At 42.6% G+C, this 17,241-nt stretch carries 20 protein-coding genes; 3 read left to right on the top strand and 17 right to left on the bottom strand.

Annotation, left to right across the window (positions count from 1 at the left end; genetic code table 11):
* Positions 1-3: 3 nt before the first annotated feature.
* The 6 genes from ACPW7N_RS07725 to ACPW7N_RS07750 all read right to left on the bottom strand — a co-directional run bounded on the left by ACPW7N_RS07725 (position 4) and on the right by ACPW7N_RS07750 (position 3,349).
* On the bottom strand, positions 4-789 hold the full coding sequence (locus tag ACPW7N_RS07725; RefSeq protein WP_425650471.1) for a GNAT family N-acetyltransferase: 786 nt from the start codon (positions 787-789) through the stop codon (positions 4-6).
* A gap of 13 nt (positions 790-802) precedes the next feature.
* Positions 803-1,117 carry a hypothetical protein gene (locus tag ACPW7N_RS07730; RefSeq protein WP_425650472.1) on the bottom strand — a complete coding sequence of 105 codons (315 nt, stop codon included), beginning with the start codon at positions 1,115-1,117 and terminating at the stop codon, positions 803-805.
* A gap of 18 nt (positions 1,118-1,135) precedes the next feature.
* Positions 1,136-1,441: an MGMT family protein gene (locus ACPW7N_RS07735; RefSeq protein WP_425650473.1), complete on the bottom strand. Its 306-nt coding sequence runs from the start codon at positions 1,439-1,441 to the stop codon at positions 1,136-1,138.
* Between the two features lie 281 nt (positions 1,442-1,722).
* Positions 1,723-2,232, bottom strand: coding sequence for a GNAT family N-acetyltransferase (locus ACPW7N_RS07740; protein ID WP_425650474.1), 510 nt, complete (start codon positions 2,230-2,232; stop codon positions 1,723-1,725).
* A gap of 23 nt (positions 2,233-2,255) precedes the next feature.
* Positions 2,256-2,834, bottom strand: a complete 579-nt coding sequence (locus ACPW7N_RS07745; RefSeq protein WP_425650475.1) for a GNAT family N-acetyltransferase — start codon at positions 2,832-2,834, stop codon at positions 2,256-2,258.
* Between the two features lie 38 nt (positions 2,835-2,872).
* The gene (locus ACPW7N_RS07750) at positions 2,873-3,349 is read right to left on the bottom strand and encodes an NUDIX hydrolase (protein WP_425650476.1); all 477 of its coding nucleotides are present in this window, start codon (positions 3,347-3,349) and stop codon (positions 2,873-2,875) included.
* A gap of 78 nt (positions 3,350-3,427) precedes the next feature.
* On the opposite strand from ACPW7N_RS07750, the gene ACPW7N_RS07755 reads away from it, so the two are divergent.
* Positions 3,428-3,604, top strand: coding sequence for a zinc-ribbon domain-containing protein (locus ACPW7N_RS07755; protein ID WP_425650477.1), 177 nt, complete (start codon positions 3,428-3,430; stop codon positions 3,602-3,604).
* Here ACPW7N_RS07755 and ACPW7N_RS07760 read toward each other — a convergent pair.
* On the bottom strand, positions 3,590-5,383 hold the full coding sequence (locus ACPW7N_RS07760) for an ABC transporter substrate-binding protein (protein WP_425650478.1): 1,794 nt from the start codon (positions 5,381-5,383) through the stop codon (positions 3,590-3,592). The genes ACPW7N_RS07755 and ACPW7N_RS07760 overlap by 15 nt on opposite strands.
* A gap of 133 nt (positions 5,384-5,516) precedes the next feature.
* On the opposite strand from ACPW7N_RS07760, the gene ACPW7N_RS07765 reads away from it, so the two are divergent.
* Positions 5,517-6,746, top strand: a complete 1,230-nt coding sequence (locus ACPW7N_RS07765) for an MFS transporter (protein WP_425650480.1) — start codon at positions 5,517-5,519, stop codon at positions 6,744-6,746.
* Positions 6,747-6,810: 64 nt separating this feature from the next.
* On the opposite strand, the gene desA is transcribed toward ACPW7N_RS07765, so the two are convergent.
* The 8 genes from desA to ACPW7N_RS07805 all read right to left on the bottom strand — a co-directional run bounded on the left by desA (position 6,811) and on the right by ACPW7N_RS07805 (position 14,162).
* A complete protein-coding gene (desA, locus tag ACPW7N_RS07770) occupies positions 6,811-7,809 on the bottom strand; it encodes a Delta(5) desaturase DesA (protein WP_425650481.1) in 999 nt (332 codons plus the stop codon).
* 205 nt (positions 7,810-8,014) lie between these two features.
* A complete protein-coding gene (locus ACPW7N_RS07775; protein WP_425650482.1) occupies positions 8,015-8,605 on the bottom strand; it encodes an acyltransferase in 591 nt (196 codons plus the stop codon).
* Between the two features lie 123 nt (positions 8,606-8,728).
* The gene (locus tag ACPW7N_RS07780; RefSeq protein WP_425650483.1) at positions 8,729-9,115 is read right to left on the bottom strand and encodes an ACT domain-containing protein; all 387 of its coding nucleotides are present in this window, start codon (positions 9,113-9,115) and stop codon (positions 8,729-8,731) included.
* A gap of 28 nt (positions 9,116-9,143) precedes the next feature.
* Positions 9,144-9,977, bottom strand: coding sequence for a metallophosphoesterase (locus ACPW7N_RS07785; RefSeq protein ID WP_425650484.1), 834 nt, complete (start codon positions 9,975-9,977; stop codon positions 9,144-9,146).
* 35 nt (positions 9,978-10,012) lie between these two features.
* Positions 10,013-11,635 (bottom strand): YcdB/YcdC domain-containing protein, encoded by a 1,623-nt coding sequence (locus ACPW7N_RS07790; RefSeq protein WP_425650485.1) that lies wholly within the window; start codon positions 11,633-11,635, stop codon positions 10,013-10,015.
* 110 nt (positions 11,636-11,745) lie between these two features.
* Positions 11,746-12,069, bottom strand: coding sequence for a DUF3892 domain-containing protein (locus tag ACPW7N_RS07795; RefSeq protein WP_425650486.1), 324 nt, complete (start codon positions 12,067-12,069; stop codon positions 11,746-11,748).
* 91 nt (positions 12,070-12,160) lie between these two features.
* Positions 12,161-13,066: an EamA family transporter RarD gene (rarD, locus tag ACPW7N_RS07800; protein ID WP_425650488.1), complete on the bottom strand. Its 906-nt coding sequence runs from the start codon at positions 13,064-13,066 to the stop codon at positions 12,161-12,163.
* 16 nt (positions 13,067-13,082) lie between these two features.
* A complete protein-coding gene (locus tag ACPW7N_RS07805; RefSeq protein ID WP_425650489.1) occupies positions 13,083-14,162 on the bottom strand; it encodes an AbrB family transcriptional regulator in 1,080 nt (359 codons plus the stop codon).
* A 186-nt stretch (positions 14,163-14,348) separates the two neighbouring features.
* On the opposite strand from ACPW7N_RS07805, the gene pdxK reads away from it, so the two are divergent.
* On the top strand, positions 14,349-15,167 hold the full coding sequence (pdxK, locus tag ACPW7N_RS07810) for a pyridoxine/pyridoxal/pyridoxamine kinase (RefSeq protein ID WP_425650490.1): 819 nt from the start codon (positions 14,349-14,351) through the stop codon (positions 15,165-15,167).
* A gap of 49 nt (positions 15,168-15,216) precedes the next feature.
* Here pdxK and ptsP read toward each other — a convergent pair whose 3' ends face one another.
* Both ptsP and ACPW7N_RS07820 read right to left on the bottom strand, forming a co-directional pair.
* Positions 15,217-16,944 (bottom strand): phosphoenolpyruvate--protein phosphotransferase, encoded by a 1,728-nt coding sequence (gene ptsP / locus ACPW7N_RS07815; RefSeq protein WP_425650491.1) that lies wholly within the window; start codon positions 16,942-16,944, stop codon positions 15,217-15,219.
* 15 nt (positions 16,945-16,959) lie between these two features.
* Positions 16,960-17,220: an HPr family phosphocarrier protein gene (locus ACPW7N_RS07820; RefSeq protein WP_425650492.1), complete on the bottom strand. Its 261-nt coding sequence runs from the start codon at positions 17,218-17,220 to the stop codon at positions 16,960-16,962.
* Positions 17,221-17,241: the final 21 nt, after the last annotated feature.

The following is a 17,241-nucleotide window of genomic DNA, read 5'->3' on the forward strand; positions in this document are numbered from 1 at the left end:
GATTTACAAGTAGTTCATACACCACTGACCAATCTCTTTGAACCCGATTCGACGATAAATAGAGCCAGCAGCAGGATTATCGTAGAATAAGCAAAGTGTTTTACCCTGTTGAAGCAGGTCTTCGCATAATTTTTGCACACATGCTGTGGCCATGCCTCTTCTTCTAGCATCCGGATGCGTACAAACTCCTACGACCATACCCGAGAATGAATTCTCTGCTGTGGTTGATGCGCAGGCGATAATGTTATTGTCTTCTTTGTAGAAATATGTACGCCCTGTTCCTGAGCTAATAGTTTTTCGAAAACTTTCTCGAGCAGTGGTTCCGATTTCGAATTCTTTAATCTGTTCTTTCAGTGCAAAAATAGAATCACAGTCTCCAATGGTTGCCTTCTCTATTGGAAGGGTTATTTTATTCTTATCGAAAACCGCCATTTCCGTTATTTCGGCGAAGAACTGTTGTTTTTGTTTCTTAAAAGGAAGATAGGGCCCGAACCGCTCAACCACTTCTTTTTTCCCTGACAGAATCTCGGCGTTCTCATCCTTTTGAATGATAGAGACGAACCCTTCGACATCGAACTCACCTTTGGCATAGGGGAGATAACTGTGATAATAACGAAGAAGGACGGCTCTCAGTTCTCCATCCTCGTCATATTCACCCCATAGTTCCTGAAAGTCTTGTTCGTAGCCAAAATTCTCAATATCGCCGATTATAAACAAGTTAAATGATTTGTCTTCTTGCAGAAAAGCAATTATCTGCTTATGGTCTTTTTGGGTTACTTTGCGAATCATTCATCATTCCTCCTCAATAATTCAAAGTAACAAAGGTAGCAGAAATCAGCAAAATCGAAGCAATAAGTACCAAAATAACGGTTAACCTGATTCCTAACGGTTGATTTTTTTTACTAGAATACCACCCATTTGCTTGCAGGTAGTTTCGATAAAATACGAACAAAAAGATTAGATTAGCCAATGCTGGAAGTAAAAAATCAACATTATTCCCGTCAATTCCAATCCATTCCCAAACCGTATTCTCAATGAAGAATAGAACAGCGCTGCCCACGCATAGAAAAATGATGATTCGTAAGATTTCCAGGAAAAAACGTATGAGTTCCTTCATGACCCCCACCTCTTTCGATTAAGGATGGTATTGGTACTCGGTGAGATCAATTGTACGTTCATTCAAAAACTGGACGCCTTCACTCTCCAGCATGAGTCGTTGATTCACAACCTGCTCTTCTTCCGTAAACCCAATTTTTCCAGCCGAATTAATCACTCGGTGCCATGGAAGCGAATGCTTTTTGGTCATCGAATGAAGAATTCGTACAACCTGTCTTGCTCCCCTTGGACTTCCAGCCAGACGAGCAATTTGACCATATGTCATTACTTTTCCAGCAGGAATTCCTTTGATGATTGATATCGCTCTCTCAGTAAATGTATCCATGTGAGCTTGCCCTAGCCTTTCTCATTTACCGTGCAATTGAGAATTCATACAGCCGATAGCTGAATTCTTTCGTAAGTCCAAGCTGCATTCTTCTGTATTCTTTCTTCGTCTCGATATCGATGCCATGAGCTTGATGCAAAATCCAAATCCCTTTGTAAAAAATCATCCACATCAGGTCAAAAATCGGAAATCTTGTTTTGGACGAACGGGCTTGCGGAATAAATCTCTTTGGTTATTTTACACAAGGTATAGTTCCCATTATCTATTACGTAAGGAAGTTATTATAACTGCTTATAATAGAAAACCGTCCCATCGAGCCTTCCATCTGCCGATTGGGCATATTGTGGAATCCGACCAGCCACCTGATAACCGAGAGAAAGATAGAGCTGATTGGAAGGATCACCTTCCCGAGTATCCAGCACTAACAGTGTGCGCTTTTCATCGACTGCCTTTTTCTCAGCTACCTCCATAAGTGCTCGCCCAATTCCTAATCTTCTGGCACTTGGATGAACCATTAATTTCGCAATTTCTGCCCGGTGCTGACCGTTTTGTTTCGTACATAGATGAAGTTGGACGCTACCCACTACTTCTCCCTTCCATCTGACAACCCACAGTAAAACTTCTGGTGATAACACTTGATACCAGTACCTCGATGCAACTTCATGCTCCAGTGGGGGTAAGAAACCGATAGAAGCACCATCTTGAACGACATCGATAAGTAATGTTGATAACTCTTCTATAAATTCTACTGATAAGTCATCAATTTGAGAGATAGTTAATTCATGGTGCATGCCTGGTCACCCCCATCGATCATTTAGTACTCAATTCCTCTTACTTTTGCAAAAACCAGTGTATCTCTCATTTTCTCAGATGAAGCATCCAGTGCATTTAGGCGCAGTGTGCCCTCCAAGGTATATCCGAGTCTTTTTGCAACGTTCGCACTTCGATCATTGCCAGCATCACAGCGAATCTCGATCCGATTTGCCACTAATTCCTTGATGAGCAGATTCTCCAATGCTCGAACGGCTTCTGTTACCAGACCCTGACCCATATACTTTTTCCGAATCCAATAACCAATTTCAAACTTGCGAATTTTCCAGTCAATCCGATGAAAACCAGTACACAGAACCATTTCACCTGTCTGTTTATCGTACCCATGAAAACGCAGGTCGGATCGATCCAAAAACTGAAGATAGGCATGTCTGATGTTCTCTTCTGTCTCACATTCAGAAGGTAATTGTTGCGCCCACGGCATCCATTGTTGGAGGTCTTCCCAGCTTTCACGAATAGCTTGGTTTACTTCTTTACCGTCTCCTGGTAATGGTTTGCGTAATAGCAGTCGTTCTGTTTCCATTTCATCTGTAAACTGTAGCATAATGAGCGGCTTCGACATTTGCATGTTCCCCTTCCTAATTTCATTGCTTTAATTAGTTAATCAATCATTACTGGTACAGGTGGTACATTGCCATTCAGAACTTCACGCAATTTGGGAACTAATTGTCTAGGAAAAATCAAATCATTGGTTTTTGCCAGCTCTTCTATCCCCCACCACTTGTGTGAACGATAGTTATCCTTTTCCAGTTGGGTAAAATTATTGAGATGAATCGAAACTGTCTGATTGACTCGCACAAGAAAATACCGTTCATGGGATGTAATCAAATCATCTTCCCAGTTAAATTGTGCCTCTCTTGTCCAGATCCAAGGTCCAATTTCGCCTGCCTCAATTCCGGTCTCTTCCCACAATTCCCTTTTAACCGCATCTTCAAAGCTCTCCCCATCATCGACGCCCCCTCCTGGGGTAACCCAGAATTCGCCAATTTCAGGATTGTACGTATCAGTAAAACGAAACAAGAAGATTCGATTCGTTTCGTCCAGTAAGATAATTCTTGCAGAATTTCGTATTTTCATTATCGTATCTCCTGTTATAAAATGTGCTTCCGACCATCGAGTAATTAGATTATAAAGGAAATACATGGAACATTTCGAGTGATTTTACACAATTTGTTATTGAGGCAACATTACATCACGGACTCCAAAGAAGAAGGTGACCCTCTCAACAAGCATTTCGGTACAAAATTCTCCTATTGTCCTTCCTGTGGTACAAAGATGACAGATGAGTACAGGTTCTGTCCATCATGTGGTAAAAAGTTAATCGGTAATTAAGTACCAGATGTCCTTGAAATTCACCCAACCGTTGGAGCTCATTTGCACACCTTGCATTGTCGGTGGCGAAAGGGTGCTTATTGATTTATAGACCAGGAAAACCATCGCAAATTCATCCAACAGCAGTTGTTCTATGTGATTTAACTGTTCTACCCGGATTCTTTCGTCTGGTTGAGCGAGTAAATCCTCAATCAGAAGATCAACTGTTGCTGCGAGCCCTTCACTCAGATGTGATCGGACAAAACTGTATGGGGATTGATACGTCTCCAGATTCCGCATAATTCCTTCACTCACCATGGCTTCAAAAAGAATTAAGTCCGCCTGATCCTTATAAGAATCAAGCAGCATATCAGCCCAAGCAACAATGTTTACTTCAAGCTGAATTCCGATTTTGGCATACTCCTTTTGCAACCAGTACGCATCGGGAGCATGTCTGGCGTAGGTGTACAATTTCAACTTTTCACCCTGATAGGACGATTGTTGAAGTGCTTGACGTGCTTCAGCGTACTTCCAGTCAGGATCATGCAAAACGGGCTCACCCAGCTTCTGCAAACTCCGTGACGGATAGTGTCTTGATTCCCCCAGCTCAGTAACCAGCTTTTGCCGATCGATTGCCCAGGTTAACGCTTTTCGAAGCGAAACATCCTGTAGTACGCCTGGCTTGCGAATATTAATCGAAAAGGCACTCGTCCCCCGCAATCCCACATCTTCTTGCCAATTCTCCACCGATTGCTTCGCCGTTTCACCTGAATGAACCATCAAATATTCTGATTTCGGCTCAAAAATAAATTCACCCTGCAGTTCAGGAACAATTAAAATCTCGATTCGATCGATAAATGCCCTGCCTTGAAAATAGGCTGAAAAAGCCTCCAAAGCATACATTCCAGGCTTTAGGGTATCGACTTTATATGGTCCGCACCCTATTGGTAAAGCAGGACGGTTTTCTATCGGCTGTTCATACCTGTCTTTTGGAACAATGGACATTGGAGTGAAGCTGAGAAAATGTAACAAAAGATAATTGCTCCGCTTGCATTTCACTCGAATCACATAAGGGGTAATGATCTCAATTGCTTCGATCACCTGTACAAGCCACTGTTGTTTACTGTCAGGCGACTGTAATCTTTCCAGTGAAAACTTGACATCGTGGGCAATCAGTTCCCTTCCATGGTGAAACAGCACACCTTTACGCAAATAAAACGTCCATTCCGTAGCCTCTTCATTCCTGCTCCAATGGTGAGCAATACTTCCTCTGATTTCTCCCGATTGAAAATCGTATTCTACTAACGGTCGAAAGATTTGTTGCACGAGATGGGAGTCCAATGCGTAGAAAACGTCCTTTGGATCAAGGGTGTTGATCGAGCGAAATATCGGAAGCTTCAGTGTCTCTACGTACTGATTCTCCGTGCTCTCCACTTGATAGCCAAAATAATTCGTCAACCATTCTACAAAGCGCTCTCGATCTGCCGCTCCATCTCCATAATGGGCAACCAGCTCAAAAGCCTCTTGCGTATTCCCCGTTTTAATCAACTCTGTTGCTTCTATTTGTAAAATGTCCTGTTTTCTCTTGAGAAACGTTAACTCCGAGGTATGCCCTCTTCCTTTTCCCGGTGTGAAATGCAGCCAATTTAACTCAATCAGCTTGTTTAAAATTAGCTTGGCGTTCCGTGGTGTACAGAACAGCGCCTCGGCAATGTGATTCATCGTAACGGGAAAGGCTGTTTCTTCCGTTACATGTGCAAAGCATTTTCGCAGACGTAGATAGTCGTTCGCTAGTTTCAATGGGGTGATCCTCACTTTCGACGGTTACTCTCGACAGAGAAAAGGTGAAAAACTCACATGCATTTCTACCATTTTTACCCTGCTTGATTCCCTCTACAATAAAACACAAGTTCACTTGCAGGAGGGAAATCATATGTCGTACATCGCTTCGTCCACATCTGTCGCTAAACCTGAATCCATCTGGCGAAGTAAAACGTTCACGCTGCTATTAACGAGCAGTCTGTTGCTAACGGTTGGAAATAAAATGTATGAGATTGTGTTGCCGTTAATTATGTATGAGCTTACCCACTCATCAGTCACCATGGCATCTATGCGAACAGCGGAACTGCTGCCGAACTTCTTTTTTGCCGTTTTCATTGGTGTACTCGTCGATCGGGTAAACAAGAAAAAATGGGTGTTGGGAATGGTTGGTACCCAAGCACTCCTACTGTTCATACTGGTATTCCTGTTCAAGTCGCACAATCAAACCATGGGGCTTTATTATTTGGTCAGTTTTTTATTGATGACCTGTAACTACGGTTTTTTTAATGCCCAGATGAGCTTGACCAAGCTAAGCGTTCCGACGCATCACTTGACCTCAGCGAATGCCAAATTCAGTCTGGTAGAGACTCTGGTCAGTATTATGGGTCCTGCACTATCCAGCTTGATATTTCTCTTGGCTGATTTATCGGATGGCATACTGATTACAGCTTTTGCCTACCTGATTTGCTTGTTCTTTTTGCAGCAGCTTTCTGTCAATGAGCCTGACACTGCGGTTCAAAAGGGTCATTTCTGGAAGGATTTACAGGAGGGCTGGACAGCTTTCACCTGTAATCGCATGCTTTGGATGATTACGATTTTTGTCATTTTTCTAAATTGTACCATGACGGTAATTAGCACGACGATTATTTTCTATGCTCGAGACGAACTGTTGCTTTCTACTTCATTTCTGGCTGTTGTTTTGTCAGCTTCAGGCATTGGTGGCATGCTGGGAAGCTTGTGTATGAACTGGCTCAGACAGAAAATCGGCCTTGGAAAAATCTTTGTTCTGGGTGGATTTCTGAATGGTCTCGCCTATCTTGGGCTTTATGTAAATTCCAGTCTGCCCATGTTTATCAGCTCACTGTTTGTCATCGGTATAGCCATCTCTTTGCACAGTATATCGGTCTATACTTTCCGGCATGAACAGACACCTGCCCATCTAATGGGAAGAATCAGCGGAATTACGGGTACGCTTTTTCGAATCGGTATGCCGATCACCATGTACTTTTCAGGTTGGATGATCTTATGGTGGGGTACGTCATCCATCTTTATCAGCTCTGCCGTATGGAATTTACTGATCGTTGCCATTCTCCTGCGTACGCCATTATGTAGAATTCAATAGATGATTCAACTCGTTCTTACAATACGAAAAGGGCCGTCCCAATTGAGACGACCCTTAGCTTTAATTATTGACTGTCTTTGATTTCCCCAAAACCAATGAACTTTTTACGCTGTTCACTCCAGACTCGGTAACGAAGTGAGCGAAGACTGGAAAGCAACCCGATGGAAGGTACTTTTTGCAGAAATGGCGTATTTTTGTGGGCTTTCGGCAGATTGTAGTTTGGTACTTTGGGACTCAAATGGTGAATATGATGGAAGCCGATGTTGCCTGTAATCCAGTGCAAAATTTTCGGAAGATTATAAAATGAGCTTCCTTCCAGCGCAGCACTTACATAATCCCATTCCTCTTCCTTCTCAAAATACGTGTTTTCAAACTGGTGCTGTACGTAAAACAACCAGACTCCAGCCATACCTGAGAGCAAAAAGATCGGTCCTTGAATCATCAAGAACTCTTGCCAGCCAATCGTCCAGCTTAGCAAACCTGCAATTCCGACTATACCGAGGTTGGTCAAATACGTGTTGAAACGCTCCTGCTTTGGCGCACGTTTTCTGTTAAAACGGTAATCGATCAGGAAAATGTAGATCGGTCCAATCACAAACATCACAAACGGATTTCGATATAATTGGTAAGCGAACCTGCGCATGGGTGACAAGCTCATGTATTCATCAACGGTTAATGTCCAAATATCCCCAGTTCCCCTTTTATTTAAGTTGCCGCTAGTCGCATGATGTACGTTGTGCGAATATCTCCATTGGTTATAGGGGCAGCAAGTTAATATTCCAGTGATTGTTCCGACAATGGCATTAGCCTTGCGATTGCTAAAGAAAGAGTGATGGCAGCAGTCATGAAAAATAATGAAGATTCGAATCAGAAAACCCGCAGCCGGTATAATAAATACGAGCGATAGCCAATACGAAACAGACAAACTAAGATACGCAAGATACCAAAGAGCTACAAACGGTATCAATGTATTGGCAAGCTGCCAAATGCTGCGATTAATATGTGATTTTTCATAGGGAGCTATACTCTTTTTCCAATTAACTTGTTCTTTCAACAGTGCCATCAGTTACCTCTCTTTTTTCTGTATATTTTCAATTCATCTCTAAATCAGTATATACGAAAACCATATAAGACCGTAACAGTAATATATGTCTATTTACACGTTTGATAAGTTGAATACATATAGCAAAATGAACAGTAAAACAACGATAAAAATGAGTAAAAAAAAAGCGACCTTTTCGTCGCTTGGTCCATCATGCAATACTGATTTATATTGCTTCACATTTTACGATATGTCTCTCATTTTTCTGATGATAGTTTCGATGACAATTCAGGCATACAGTATGTTCAGCTTTAAACACCAATTTAGTTCCACAGATGCAGGACCATCCGATATGTCTAGCAGGAGATCCCGCAAATATAGCATAAGCAGGTACGTCCTGTATCACTTCTGAGCCTGCAACAATAACAGCATGTTTGCCAATCGTTACTCCGCACGTGATTAGTACATGATCTTCAATAGACGCTCCTTGCTGTATCACGGTAATGGCCTGATCAGCCCCAAAAATGCGTGGCAATTGCTCACCAAGCGAATGTTCATTCACAAACACCATTTGATGTCCACAGAACACGTCGTCCTTTTTACTGATTCTTTTTTCCGAAACGATATTTTGGATTGTAACATGATTACCGATGCTTACATTTTTGTCTACAAAAATGTTTTGTCCGAAAAAGCAGTTCTCCCCTATTTTTGCACCGTTCATTACCTGCGAAAAGTGCCAGATCTTAGTCCAGTCACCAATAATTGCTCCCTCTTCAACACAGGCAGTTTCATGTACAAAGTAGTTCCGTTCACTCATTAACAGCCCCTGCTTTCTCCAATCGCAAATGATCAAAATCCGTACTTTTTTACATGTACTTTTCATCATATGCTTACATTTAGCAGAGGTTTCCAGTTATATTTTTTCAATTATGGATGTGATTTAAGGAAGGAAGTTGTGACCTTCTTGCTGTAGAACGTGTACAGTTTTTTCCAGAACAGCTTGCTTGACGAGCAAATAGTCTGTGTTGAAGGTAGAAATCGCAAAAATACTTACCTTATTTTGAGCAAGAGGATTGGCTAGTGACGACAAGATTCCCGTCAAAGAAAAATCAAGTTGGCCTTCCACTTTGATACACCGCCAATCACTCTCCACAACGATGTCCGTTACTTCCGAAGGCACAAGTTTTTGAGAGCAAACAATGGATAACTCTTCTGGTGTACCTGTAATCGAGAAAAACTCCTTGTCTGCTAAAGCCCAATCAGGTATTGCTTGCTCAGAGGGAAGCTTCATAACGCAATATGTTTCAGAAAGTATTTTCAAATCCACTTGGAACCTCTCCTTTTATCGTTTGTTGCTATTGTATCGTTAGGACGGTTATTTCTGGGCGGGCAAACAAGCGAACAGGTAAAATTGTTGTTCCCAACCCTCGATTGGTATAAACCGTTGTACTGCCTGTCTGGTATAATCCAGCGTTGTAAGTTTTCCCTAGGGTAGAAGTAAGCACGGGCCCCACAAAAGGAAATCTGACTTGCCCTGCATGGCTATGGCCGGAGAGTTGCAGATCGACTCCACTCACCTGAATCCGCTCAGAAACATCCGGTTCGTGGACAAGTAATATTTTCGTGCTTTCCCTTTGCACACTCTTCATCGCCTGATCGAAATCTGGATTACCATGCAGCACATCATCCAAACCAATAAAGGCTAATTGCTGGTTTTCTTTTTGAATTGTAACGGATTGATTGATTAGTACCTGAAAGCCACCAGCTTGCAAGGCTTCCCTAATTTTCCCCTCATGAGAGCGATAGTCGTGATTTCCCAGGATAGCATACTTCCCAAGTGGTGCATGCAATATTTGCAGGATTTCAGACGCAGGTTCAAGCAAGGAAAGAGAATCACGTGAATCCAGGAAATCTCCCGTAAAACAAATGACATCCGGATTTAACTGATTAATTTTTTCAACCGTTTCCCTCAAATCATTCTCGTTAAAGAAAAAACCCAAATGGGTATCACTAAACAGCACCAGGCGCAATCCTTTCTGGTCATCTGGAAACTTGTCGAGATTGACTGTGACTTGTTTGATTTCTACCCAGTATCGCTCAATTAGCGTAGAATAAACTGCTACTAATAAGACTATCAAGAGTCCGAATTTCAGAATGGTAAACCAGTTTAGTATAAGTTTTTCAAACATGGTGCCTCCGTTTGTTCTGCTGTAAATTCGTAAGTTCAATCATATTTTATGAACTCGCCGGTAACCGCATCAATGACACCATATTCTTCCCCTTCGAGAATATATAACAACACAGGTTCGGAACGCTTTTGGTCAAAATAGGTCGGCCATACATAGGTTAGTTTCATAGGAAATTCCTTGAGATAAGCTTTCGTTGCCTTGCTGGAGGATATTAATTTTGCTTTGTCAGGGTAGCTGGAGAAATCTTCATCTGCGTAATAAGAGAATTCCACAACTTTGCCTGTTTCTGGACTAACCTTCACGTAATAACCACTGGTATTCGTAATCACGCCTTGGTGCTGATCATGAAACCAAAAGGTATAATTATTGAAATCATGATAGTGTTTTTCATATTGCTCAGGGTCATCAACCCATTCCGGATATTCATCAAAGGAAGAATAGGGCGAATGCACGGAACTCAGCAAAATATCCTTTTTTGATTCAGGAACGTATTTCTCAATCGTGTCAATGGCAATTTGCTTTGCTTGATCTAGTGAAAAGGGTGGATTTTCAATATAATCAAATATTTGGTAGTATTCAAACTCGACAAACTCTCCCGTTTCCCGATTGACTCGAAGCGTTATCGATTGATATTTTTTCCCATCCTCATCAATTTCCCAACGGTATATGCGGTTGGGAAATCTCTTCTCATCATCTTTCTTTTCTTCTATAAAAACATACCCTTCAATAGAAGAACCAAATTCGCCTTTAATCAGTTTCTCGGCTTCCTCACGAGATGTCACTACTAATTTCGTCCCTTTGCCCTGAAGTTTGTAACTGATTGGCTTCATATAAGTATTCGAATAGGCATCTTTTGATACCTTACCCGTGTAAGCGTCAATAGCCCCATAAAAATTGGGTTCGTAGACAAGCTTCACTTGCACTTCCTTTTCATCATTTTTCTCTTCAAATGATTCGTAAGCCAGCGACATACGCAACAGTTCTGAAAAATAGCTCTTTGCTTTACTAACAGAAACCACTTTTTTGGGATCAGGAAATTTGTCCAACTGTACACTGGCATTCGCTTGATTATCCAGTTCCAAAATATGTCCTTCTCCATCAACAGTTATTCTTATATCAAAATCTTCCACTAAAATATCATTGACATACAAATCATAAATCACATTTGCTTCTCCTGCTTCATCCTCATCATCTGGAATCTTTACTTTTGCCAGTTTATAGTTTTTAGCCATCTCTCCGTATATGGTTTCGAGAAATCGATCAGCTGCTTTCTTTGCCTCTTTTTCAGTAGGAGCATCATCACTGTCCCACTCACCATGATAGTAATCATATTGAATTAGTGTTTTCTTCTTGGCATCAATAGTAAGTTCGGCATAAATTGGGGCTGATTTACCTGATCTCTCATTCGATAAATCAAAATTCCATTGTTCAGGATGATTGGCATTCTCTTCCTCGATGGAGGCATAATTTACTTTCAGATCTTTTAACTCAGGAAGCAATGTCTTGATCTGATTGAGAGCTTCCTTCATATCATTCGGTAAATCACTGATCTCCAAGGGTTTGATGCGTTGTTTAGCTAAACTTTCTTCGTTGAAACAGGTAGAGCCCACAAGGAATGTTATCATCAATAATAATCCGATTTTCGATATTAGTTTCATGCAACACCCTCATCTCTTTGCCATTCTTCTCTCCACCATTTTTCGCCAAATTCCGAAATAATCCTGCCAAAATAAGAAAAGTCCGACTCAACAGTCGGACTTCCCATTCTCTAAAATTCGGGCAAACGATCCAAATTGTTCTCTTTAATCCCGTCAGGCTCACTGCGCAGAATATCTCTGCCGTACTTGTGAAACACATCAACGTGCGCAAGATTTCCTGCCTTTGCTTCCGAGAGTGCCGTCAGATAATCCAGTTCTCTCCCCGAATTGGTTTTAAAGGCAATCAGGTCTCCATCATCATTTTTTCGCACGGCAACAATTTGTTCTTTTCCGTCTGACGAAGCAAAAGTGGAATTTGACTCTTGTAGCGCACTTTGTTCCCCTTGACTTTTGTATTGCTCATAAATTTGCTCGAAGTTTTTGTCCTGATTCATTCTGCATCCTCCTGTCAGTTCTTTTATCTATCAACAGATGCCAACTTCTAGTATTCGTAGAACTGGCCAGGAGTATGCCCTTAACTAAGACTTATGACTGTTCCGCAATCGGTTGTGTAGCGATTACATCAGGTTTGGCCTTTCTTTTGATCGAAGTAAACGTAAATACGATCAGGGCCGCCCAAATAAATGCAAAACTGATAAAGTGAGTGGAGGTAAATGTTTCATGAAAGACAAAAATGGCTAAAAGCAAGCTTGTACTCGGCGCCAAGTATTGAATGAAGCCGACTGTGGAGAATGGCAACAGCTTCGTCGCTTGTGCAAACCAGTACAGAGGCATCGCAGTAGCTGCTCCTGCCAATAACAACAGCACAATTTGTACCCAGGACAGATTCATGATCGTGGAAGTATGATTCACCTGAATAAAGACGAGATAGAAAAAGGCGATCGGTGCAACGAAAATCGTTTCCCATGCGAGTCCAATCATCGAGTCCATGCTTACCATTTTCTTCGCTAAACCGTACATAGAAAAAGTAAGTGCAAGTGACAGAGCAATCCACGGTACTTGACCATATTGAAAAGTAATCATGGAAACACCAATCAAAGCTAGTCCAATGGATACCCATTGACCTTTATGAAGTCTCTCTTTTAAGACGGCCACACCAAAAAGTACGTTAATCAGTGGATTAATATAATAGCCCAGGCTTGTCTCAATCACATGTCCAGCGTTGACTGCCCAGATAAAAATCAGCCAGTTAGAACTGATTAGAATCGAGCATATAAAAACAGCAAAGAGCTTCTTCGATTCGTTAACGGCCGCACGCAATTGTTTCCACTTCCGGCTAATCACCAAAATTCCGGCAACAAACACAAATGACCAAACAATCCGATGAGCAAGGATTTCCATGGCCGACATGGTTTGAAACAACTTCCAGTAAAGCGGCAACAGTCCCCATGTCAGATAAGCAACAATTGCATAAATAAAGCCTTTATTCATACTGGTACCTTCTTTCCTAAGAAATTGCTTTTTGCTTGTTTCTCTGCCGTAAGATCCACCATTTCAACACGGGTGGGACGGCAAACATAATGAAAAATAAGCGAAACATCTGATAACTGCTCACCGTTGACAGGTCTGCATGAACCAAAGTCGCTGTTAACCCCATCTCAGCCATTCCGCCAGGTGCTGCACTGAGAAAAGTAGTTGTCAGGGATGACCCTGTTGTATAAGAAAGAACATTGCTAATGACCAAAGCACCTACTAAAAGAATCAAACTGCTGGTAATTGTAAACAAACCAAGTTTCACATAATTTCTCTTCTGTTGAAATTGCAACAGCAATCCTATATAGGCACCAAAAATCAGTTGCGACAGCAGCAACAACACATGAGGTAAAGGAGGAGCATGTATGTGAAGTACAATCGCTAGAATGGCTGTACCCAGTAAAGGCCCTGTGATCGTGAAGGCAGGTAGATGCAGCTTTTTGCCTACCCCAAGCCCAACGACACACGCAACAGTAAACAGAAGTCCAACGATCCACCCACTCTCTTGTACTCCCCCAGCAGAGATGACTGGTGAGTGAAGAGCAGCAGTTCCTTCACCGATCTCTGTCGCCAACCCGTGCACGGTTACAAACGGTATGACGAAGATAACGGAAAGCAACCGGATCGTCTGCATAAAAGAAACAACAGAAATATCTACACCTCGGACTTCCTCGGCGGCGACAATCATTTGTGTGAGACCGCCAGGGACGCTTCCAAACAGCCCAGTTGCAAAGTCAATTTGATTTTTTCTGGATACGAGATATCCTAATCCGAGACTGACAATGATAACTGAAATGGTTGTAATGAGCATAAGCGGCAACTGTTGCAGGATTTGCCACGCTGTTTCTCTGGTAAAGGAAGTCCCCAACATATACCCGAACAGCACGGAAGCTAGTTGTACAAAGAAAGATGGTACTTGCAGCTCCCTCTTCGTTGCCGTTCGCCAGCCAATAACTGCAGCGATTGGACCTAATGTCCATGCCAGCGGTATATGAAGCCATGTAAAGAAAACAGCTCCCACAAGTGCAACAAGGAACGTCTCCATTATTTTCATTTTTATTCTCCTAGCTGTTCCCCGAATGATCTTATCCATGAAATAAATGATCTTTTCATTCTAACAGAACTCTTCCTATTGACACCCACATTTTTTTACTTTTCAATATGATTAGTAAATTACAAATGACTGCGAGTGACAATTAGCGATAGTTATATCACTTGCGATTATAAGGAGATTGTTACGATGACCATGAACAAAGCTTTAACAATTGCCGGATCTGATACCAGTGGTGGTGCAGGAATCCAAGCAGACCTCAAAACATTCCAAGAACTAGGCGTATTCGGAATGACCTCATTGACAGTCATCGTTGCGCAAGATCCTAACAATAACTGGTTCCATGCCGTGTACCCTGTTGAAGCCAACGTTTTGGAAGCTCAAATCGATACGGTATTAGGAGGTATCGGTGTCGATGCTGCGAAAACCGGGATGCTGGGTTCACCTGAACTAATTGAATTGGCTGCTCGCAAGCTTGCACAGTATCAAGTAAAAAATGTTGTAGTTGACCCGGTAATGGTCTGTAAAGGTGTTGATGAAGAGCTACATCCTGAATCAACGGCAAGCCTTCGTGATGTATTGGTCCCTATAGCAACCGTTGTGACTCCAAACTTGTTTGAAGCTGCGAAATTAAGCGGTATGTCACCAATTACGACTATCGAGCAAATGAAGGAAGCCGCTCAAAAAATTCATGCCCTTGGCGCAAAATACGTGCTGATCAAAGGCGGAAGCAAACTGCAACACGAGAAAGCTGTTGATTTGTTGTTCGATGGAGAAACTTTCGAACTTATCGAAGCAGAACGAATTGACACACCTTACATTCACGGTGCGGGTTGCACCTATTCGGCTGCGATTGCGGCTGAACTGGCAAAAGGAAAGTCTGTACGTGAAGCGGTTCAGGTAGCAAAAGCATTTATCACAGAAGCGATTCGCCACTCTTTCCCGTTAAACTCCTTTGTTGGTCCAACCAATCATGGGGCTTACCGCAACAGCTTGCTCAGCAAATAAAAATCAAGAAGGTTGTCGGGAAGTTCATCCGACAACCTTCTTTTTTACATCACTTCACGGTTTCAACAATTGTCTGGCTCACGTAAGCTTTGATCTCCTCGCCGCTTTCCAGGGTGAGAACATGCTTTGCCAGCTCTTTCAGCTTGTCTTTATCCAAATGTTTGATCAAGCTTCTCGCCCGAAGAATGGAACTAGCACTCATACTGAATTCATCGAGCCCCATCCCTAGCAGAATCGGAATTGCCGTTTCTTCTCCAGCCATCTCACCGCACATGCCTACCCATTTTCCTTTTGCATGTGCTGCTTCAATCACCTGATTGATCAAGCGAAGAACGGCAGGATTGTACGGTTCATACAAGTAGGATACTTGCTCGTTCATCCGATCTGCTGCCATTGTATACTGGATCAAGTCATTTGTACCGATACTGAAGAAATCAGCTTCTTTCGCTAATTGGTCAGCAATCATGGCTGCGGAAGGAATTTCGATCATGATTCCGACTTCGATTTCTTCGTTAAACGAAATATGTCTTTGACGCAAGTCAGCTTTGACTTCCTCAAGAATGTTATTGGCTTGTCGCAACTCTTTTAAAGTAGCGATCATGGGATACATAATTTTGATATTCCCAAAAGCGCTTGCACGAAGTAACGCTCGAAGCTGTGTTTGGAAGAGATCCACTCGATCCAGGCAAAGGCGGATCGCCCGATAGCCGAGGAATGGATTCAATTCTTTTGGCAGGGGCAGATATGGAAGCTCTTTATCGCCACCAATATCAAGCGTGCGGATCACGATGGAACGCTCTTTACCCATGGTCAGTGCCACCGCTTTATATGCTTCAAACTGTTCTTCCTCTTCTGGGAATTGATCACGTCCCATGTACAGGAATTCTGTGCGGAAAAGCCCGATTCCCTCCGCCCCATTGGCCAGTGCTTGTGCAGCATCTTCCGGGTTGCCGATATTAGCTGCCAATTCAACATGATGCCCATCTCTTGTAATCGTCGCCTCTTTTACAAGCTTGCTCCACTCTGCCTTTTGTTGCTGAAAGGCATTTCTCTTCTCTTCAAACTGTTTCACTTTTGCTTGCTCTGGATTGACAAAGACATCACCCGTCAGCCCATCGACGATAACCAAGTCACCTGTCTTCACCACTTCTGTGATGCTCGACAGTCCCACAACCGCTGGAATTTCCATCGTTCTTGCCATGATTGCCGAATGGGATGTGCGCCCGCCGATATTGGTGAGAAACCCGATCACTTTCTCTTTATCCAATTGCGCCGTGTCAGACGGGGTCAAATCATGAATGACAAGGATCGTTGGCTCAGCAAATGCTGTATCCGCCTCTTCTATCTTCAGCAGCTTTTTCAAAACTCTCGAACTAACATCACGCAAATCCGCTGCCCGTTCCCGCATATACTCATTATCCATGCCTTCAAAAAGCGAGACAAAAAGATCTCTTACCTCTTCTACGGCTGCCTCTGCATTCACTTTTTCTTGTTGAATTTTGGTTTCGATTCCTCCGACAAATTCCGGATCACGAAGAAACATCTGGTGTGCCTCAAAGATCTGTGCCTCATGCTCGCCAATGTCACGTCTAGCCTTCTCTTTGATTGCTTCCAGGTCTTGTTCTGATGCGAGCAATGCTTCACGCAATCGCACCAGCTCCGGTTGTACATGTTCGTCTTCTACGTTTTTGCGTGTAATCTGGATCGTTGTTTCTTTCTTTACAACTGCTCGCCCGATGACGATACCCGGAGCGGCAGCGATTCCTGTAAGCTGCATCTTGATCGCTCCTTATTACTCGTGAACCATTTCAAGTACCTTGCCAAGCTCCGCAAGAGCCTCAGCTTCTTTTTCACCGTTTGTTTCAATGGTTATTTCATCGCCTCTTGCAATAGCAAGTGACATCAATCCCATAATACTTTTTCCATTAACCGATTTTCCGCCTTTGGTGACGTGAATTTCGCAAGGAAATGCTGCTGCTTTTTGAACGAATAAACTTGCCGGACGTGCATGAAGTCCTTGAGGATTTTGTACGGTAAATGATTTGCTAGCCATGTGGATTCATCTCCTCGATCA

Origin of the sequence: Brevibacillus nigriterrae (genome assembly GCF_049846925.1) — a bacterium.
In the GTDB taxonomy this organism is placed as follows: domain Bacteria; phylum Bacillota; class Bacilli; order Brevibacillales; family Brevibacillaceae; genus Brevibacillus_H.

Bases quoted from the DNA above. Each gene is read 5' to 3' on its own strand.
- ACPW7N_RS07795 (WP_425650486.1), bottom strand. From the start codon at position 12,069: ATGAATCAGGACAAAAACTTCGAGCAAATTTATGAGCAATACAAAAGT.
- ACPW7N_RS07740 (WP_425650474.1), bottom strand. From the start codon at position 2,232: ATGCACCATGAATTAACTATCTCTCAAATTGATGACTTATCAGTAGAA.
- rarD (WP_425650488.1), bottom strand. From the start codon at position 13,066: ATGAATAAAGGCTTTATTTATGCAATTGTTGCTTATCTGACATGGGGA.
- ACPW7N_RS07745 (WP_425650475.1), bottom strand. From the start codon at position 2,834: ATGTCGAAGCCGCTCATTATGCTACAGTTTACAGATGAAATGGAAACA.
- ACPW7N_RS07805 (WP_425650489.1), bottom strand. From the start codon at position 14,162: ATGAAAATAATGGAGACGTTCCTTGTTGCACTTGTGGGAGCTGTTTTC.
- ACPW7N_RS07730 (WP_425650472.1), bottom strand. From the start codon at position 1,117: ATGAAGGAACTCATACGTTTTTTCCTGGAAATCTTACGAATCATCATT.
- ACPW7N_RS07790 (WP_425650485.1), bottom strand. From the start codon at position 11,635: ATGAAACTAATATCGAAAATCGGATTATTATTGATGATAACATTCCTT.
- ACPW7N_RS07765 (WP_425650480.1), top strand. From the start codon at position 5,517: ATGTCGTACATCGCTTCGTCCACATCTGTCGCTAAACCTGAATCCATC.
- desA (WP_425650481.1), bottom strand. From the start codon at position 7,809: ATGGCACTGTTGAAAGAACAAGTTAATTGGAAAAAGAGTATAGCTCCC.
- ptsP (WP_425650491.1), bottom strand. From the start codon at position 16,944: ATGCAGCTTACAGGAATCGCTGCCGCTCCGGGTATCGTCATCGGGCGA.
- ACPW7N_RS07735 (WP_425650473.1), bottom strand. From the start codon at position 1,441: ATGGATACATTTACTGAGAGAGCGATATCAATCATCAAAGGAATTCCT.
- ACPW7N_RS07820 (WP_425650492.1), bottom strand. From the start codon at position 17,220: ATGGCTAGCAAATCATTTACCGTACAAAATCCTCAAGGACTTCATGCA.
- ACPW7N_RS07750 (WP_425650476.1), bottom strand. From the start codon at position 3,349: ATGAAAATACGAAATTCTGCAAGAATTATCTTACTGGACGAAACGAAT.
- ACPW7N_RS07775 (WP_425650482.1), bottom strand. From the start codon at position 8,605: ATGAGTGAACGGAACTACTTTGTACATGAAACTGCCTGTGTTGAAGAG.
- ACPW7N_RS07725 (WP_425650471.1), bottom strand. From the start codon at position 789: ATGATTCGCAAAGTAACCCAAAAAGACCATAAGCAGATAATTGCTTTT.
- pdxK (WP_425650490.1), top strand. From the start codon at position 14,349: ATGACCATGAACAAAGCTTTAACAATTGCCGGATCTGATACCAGTGGT.
- ACPW7N_RS07785 (WP_425650484.1), bottom strand. From the start codon at position 9,977: ATGTTTGAAAAACTTATACTAAACTGGTTTACCATTCTGAAATTCGGA.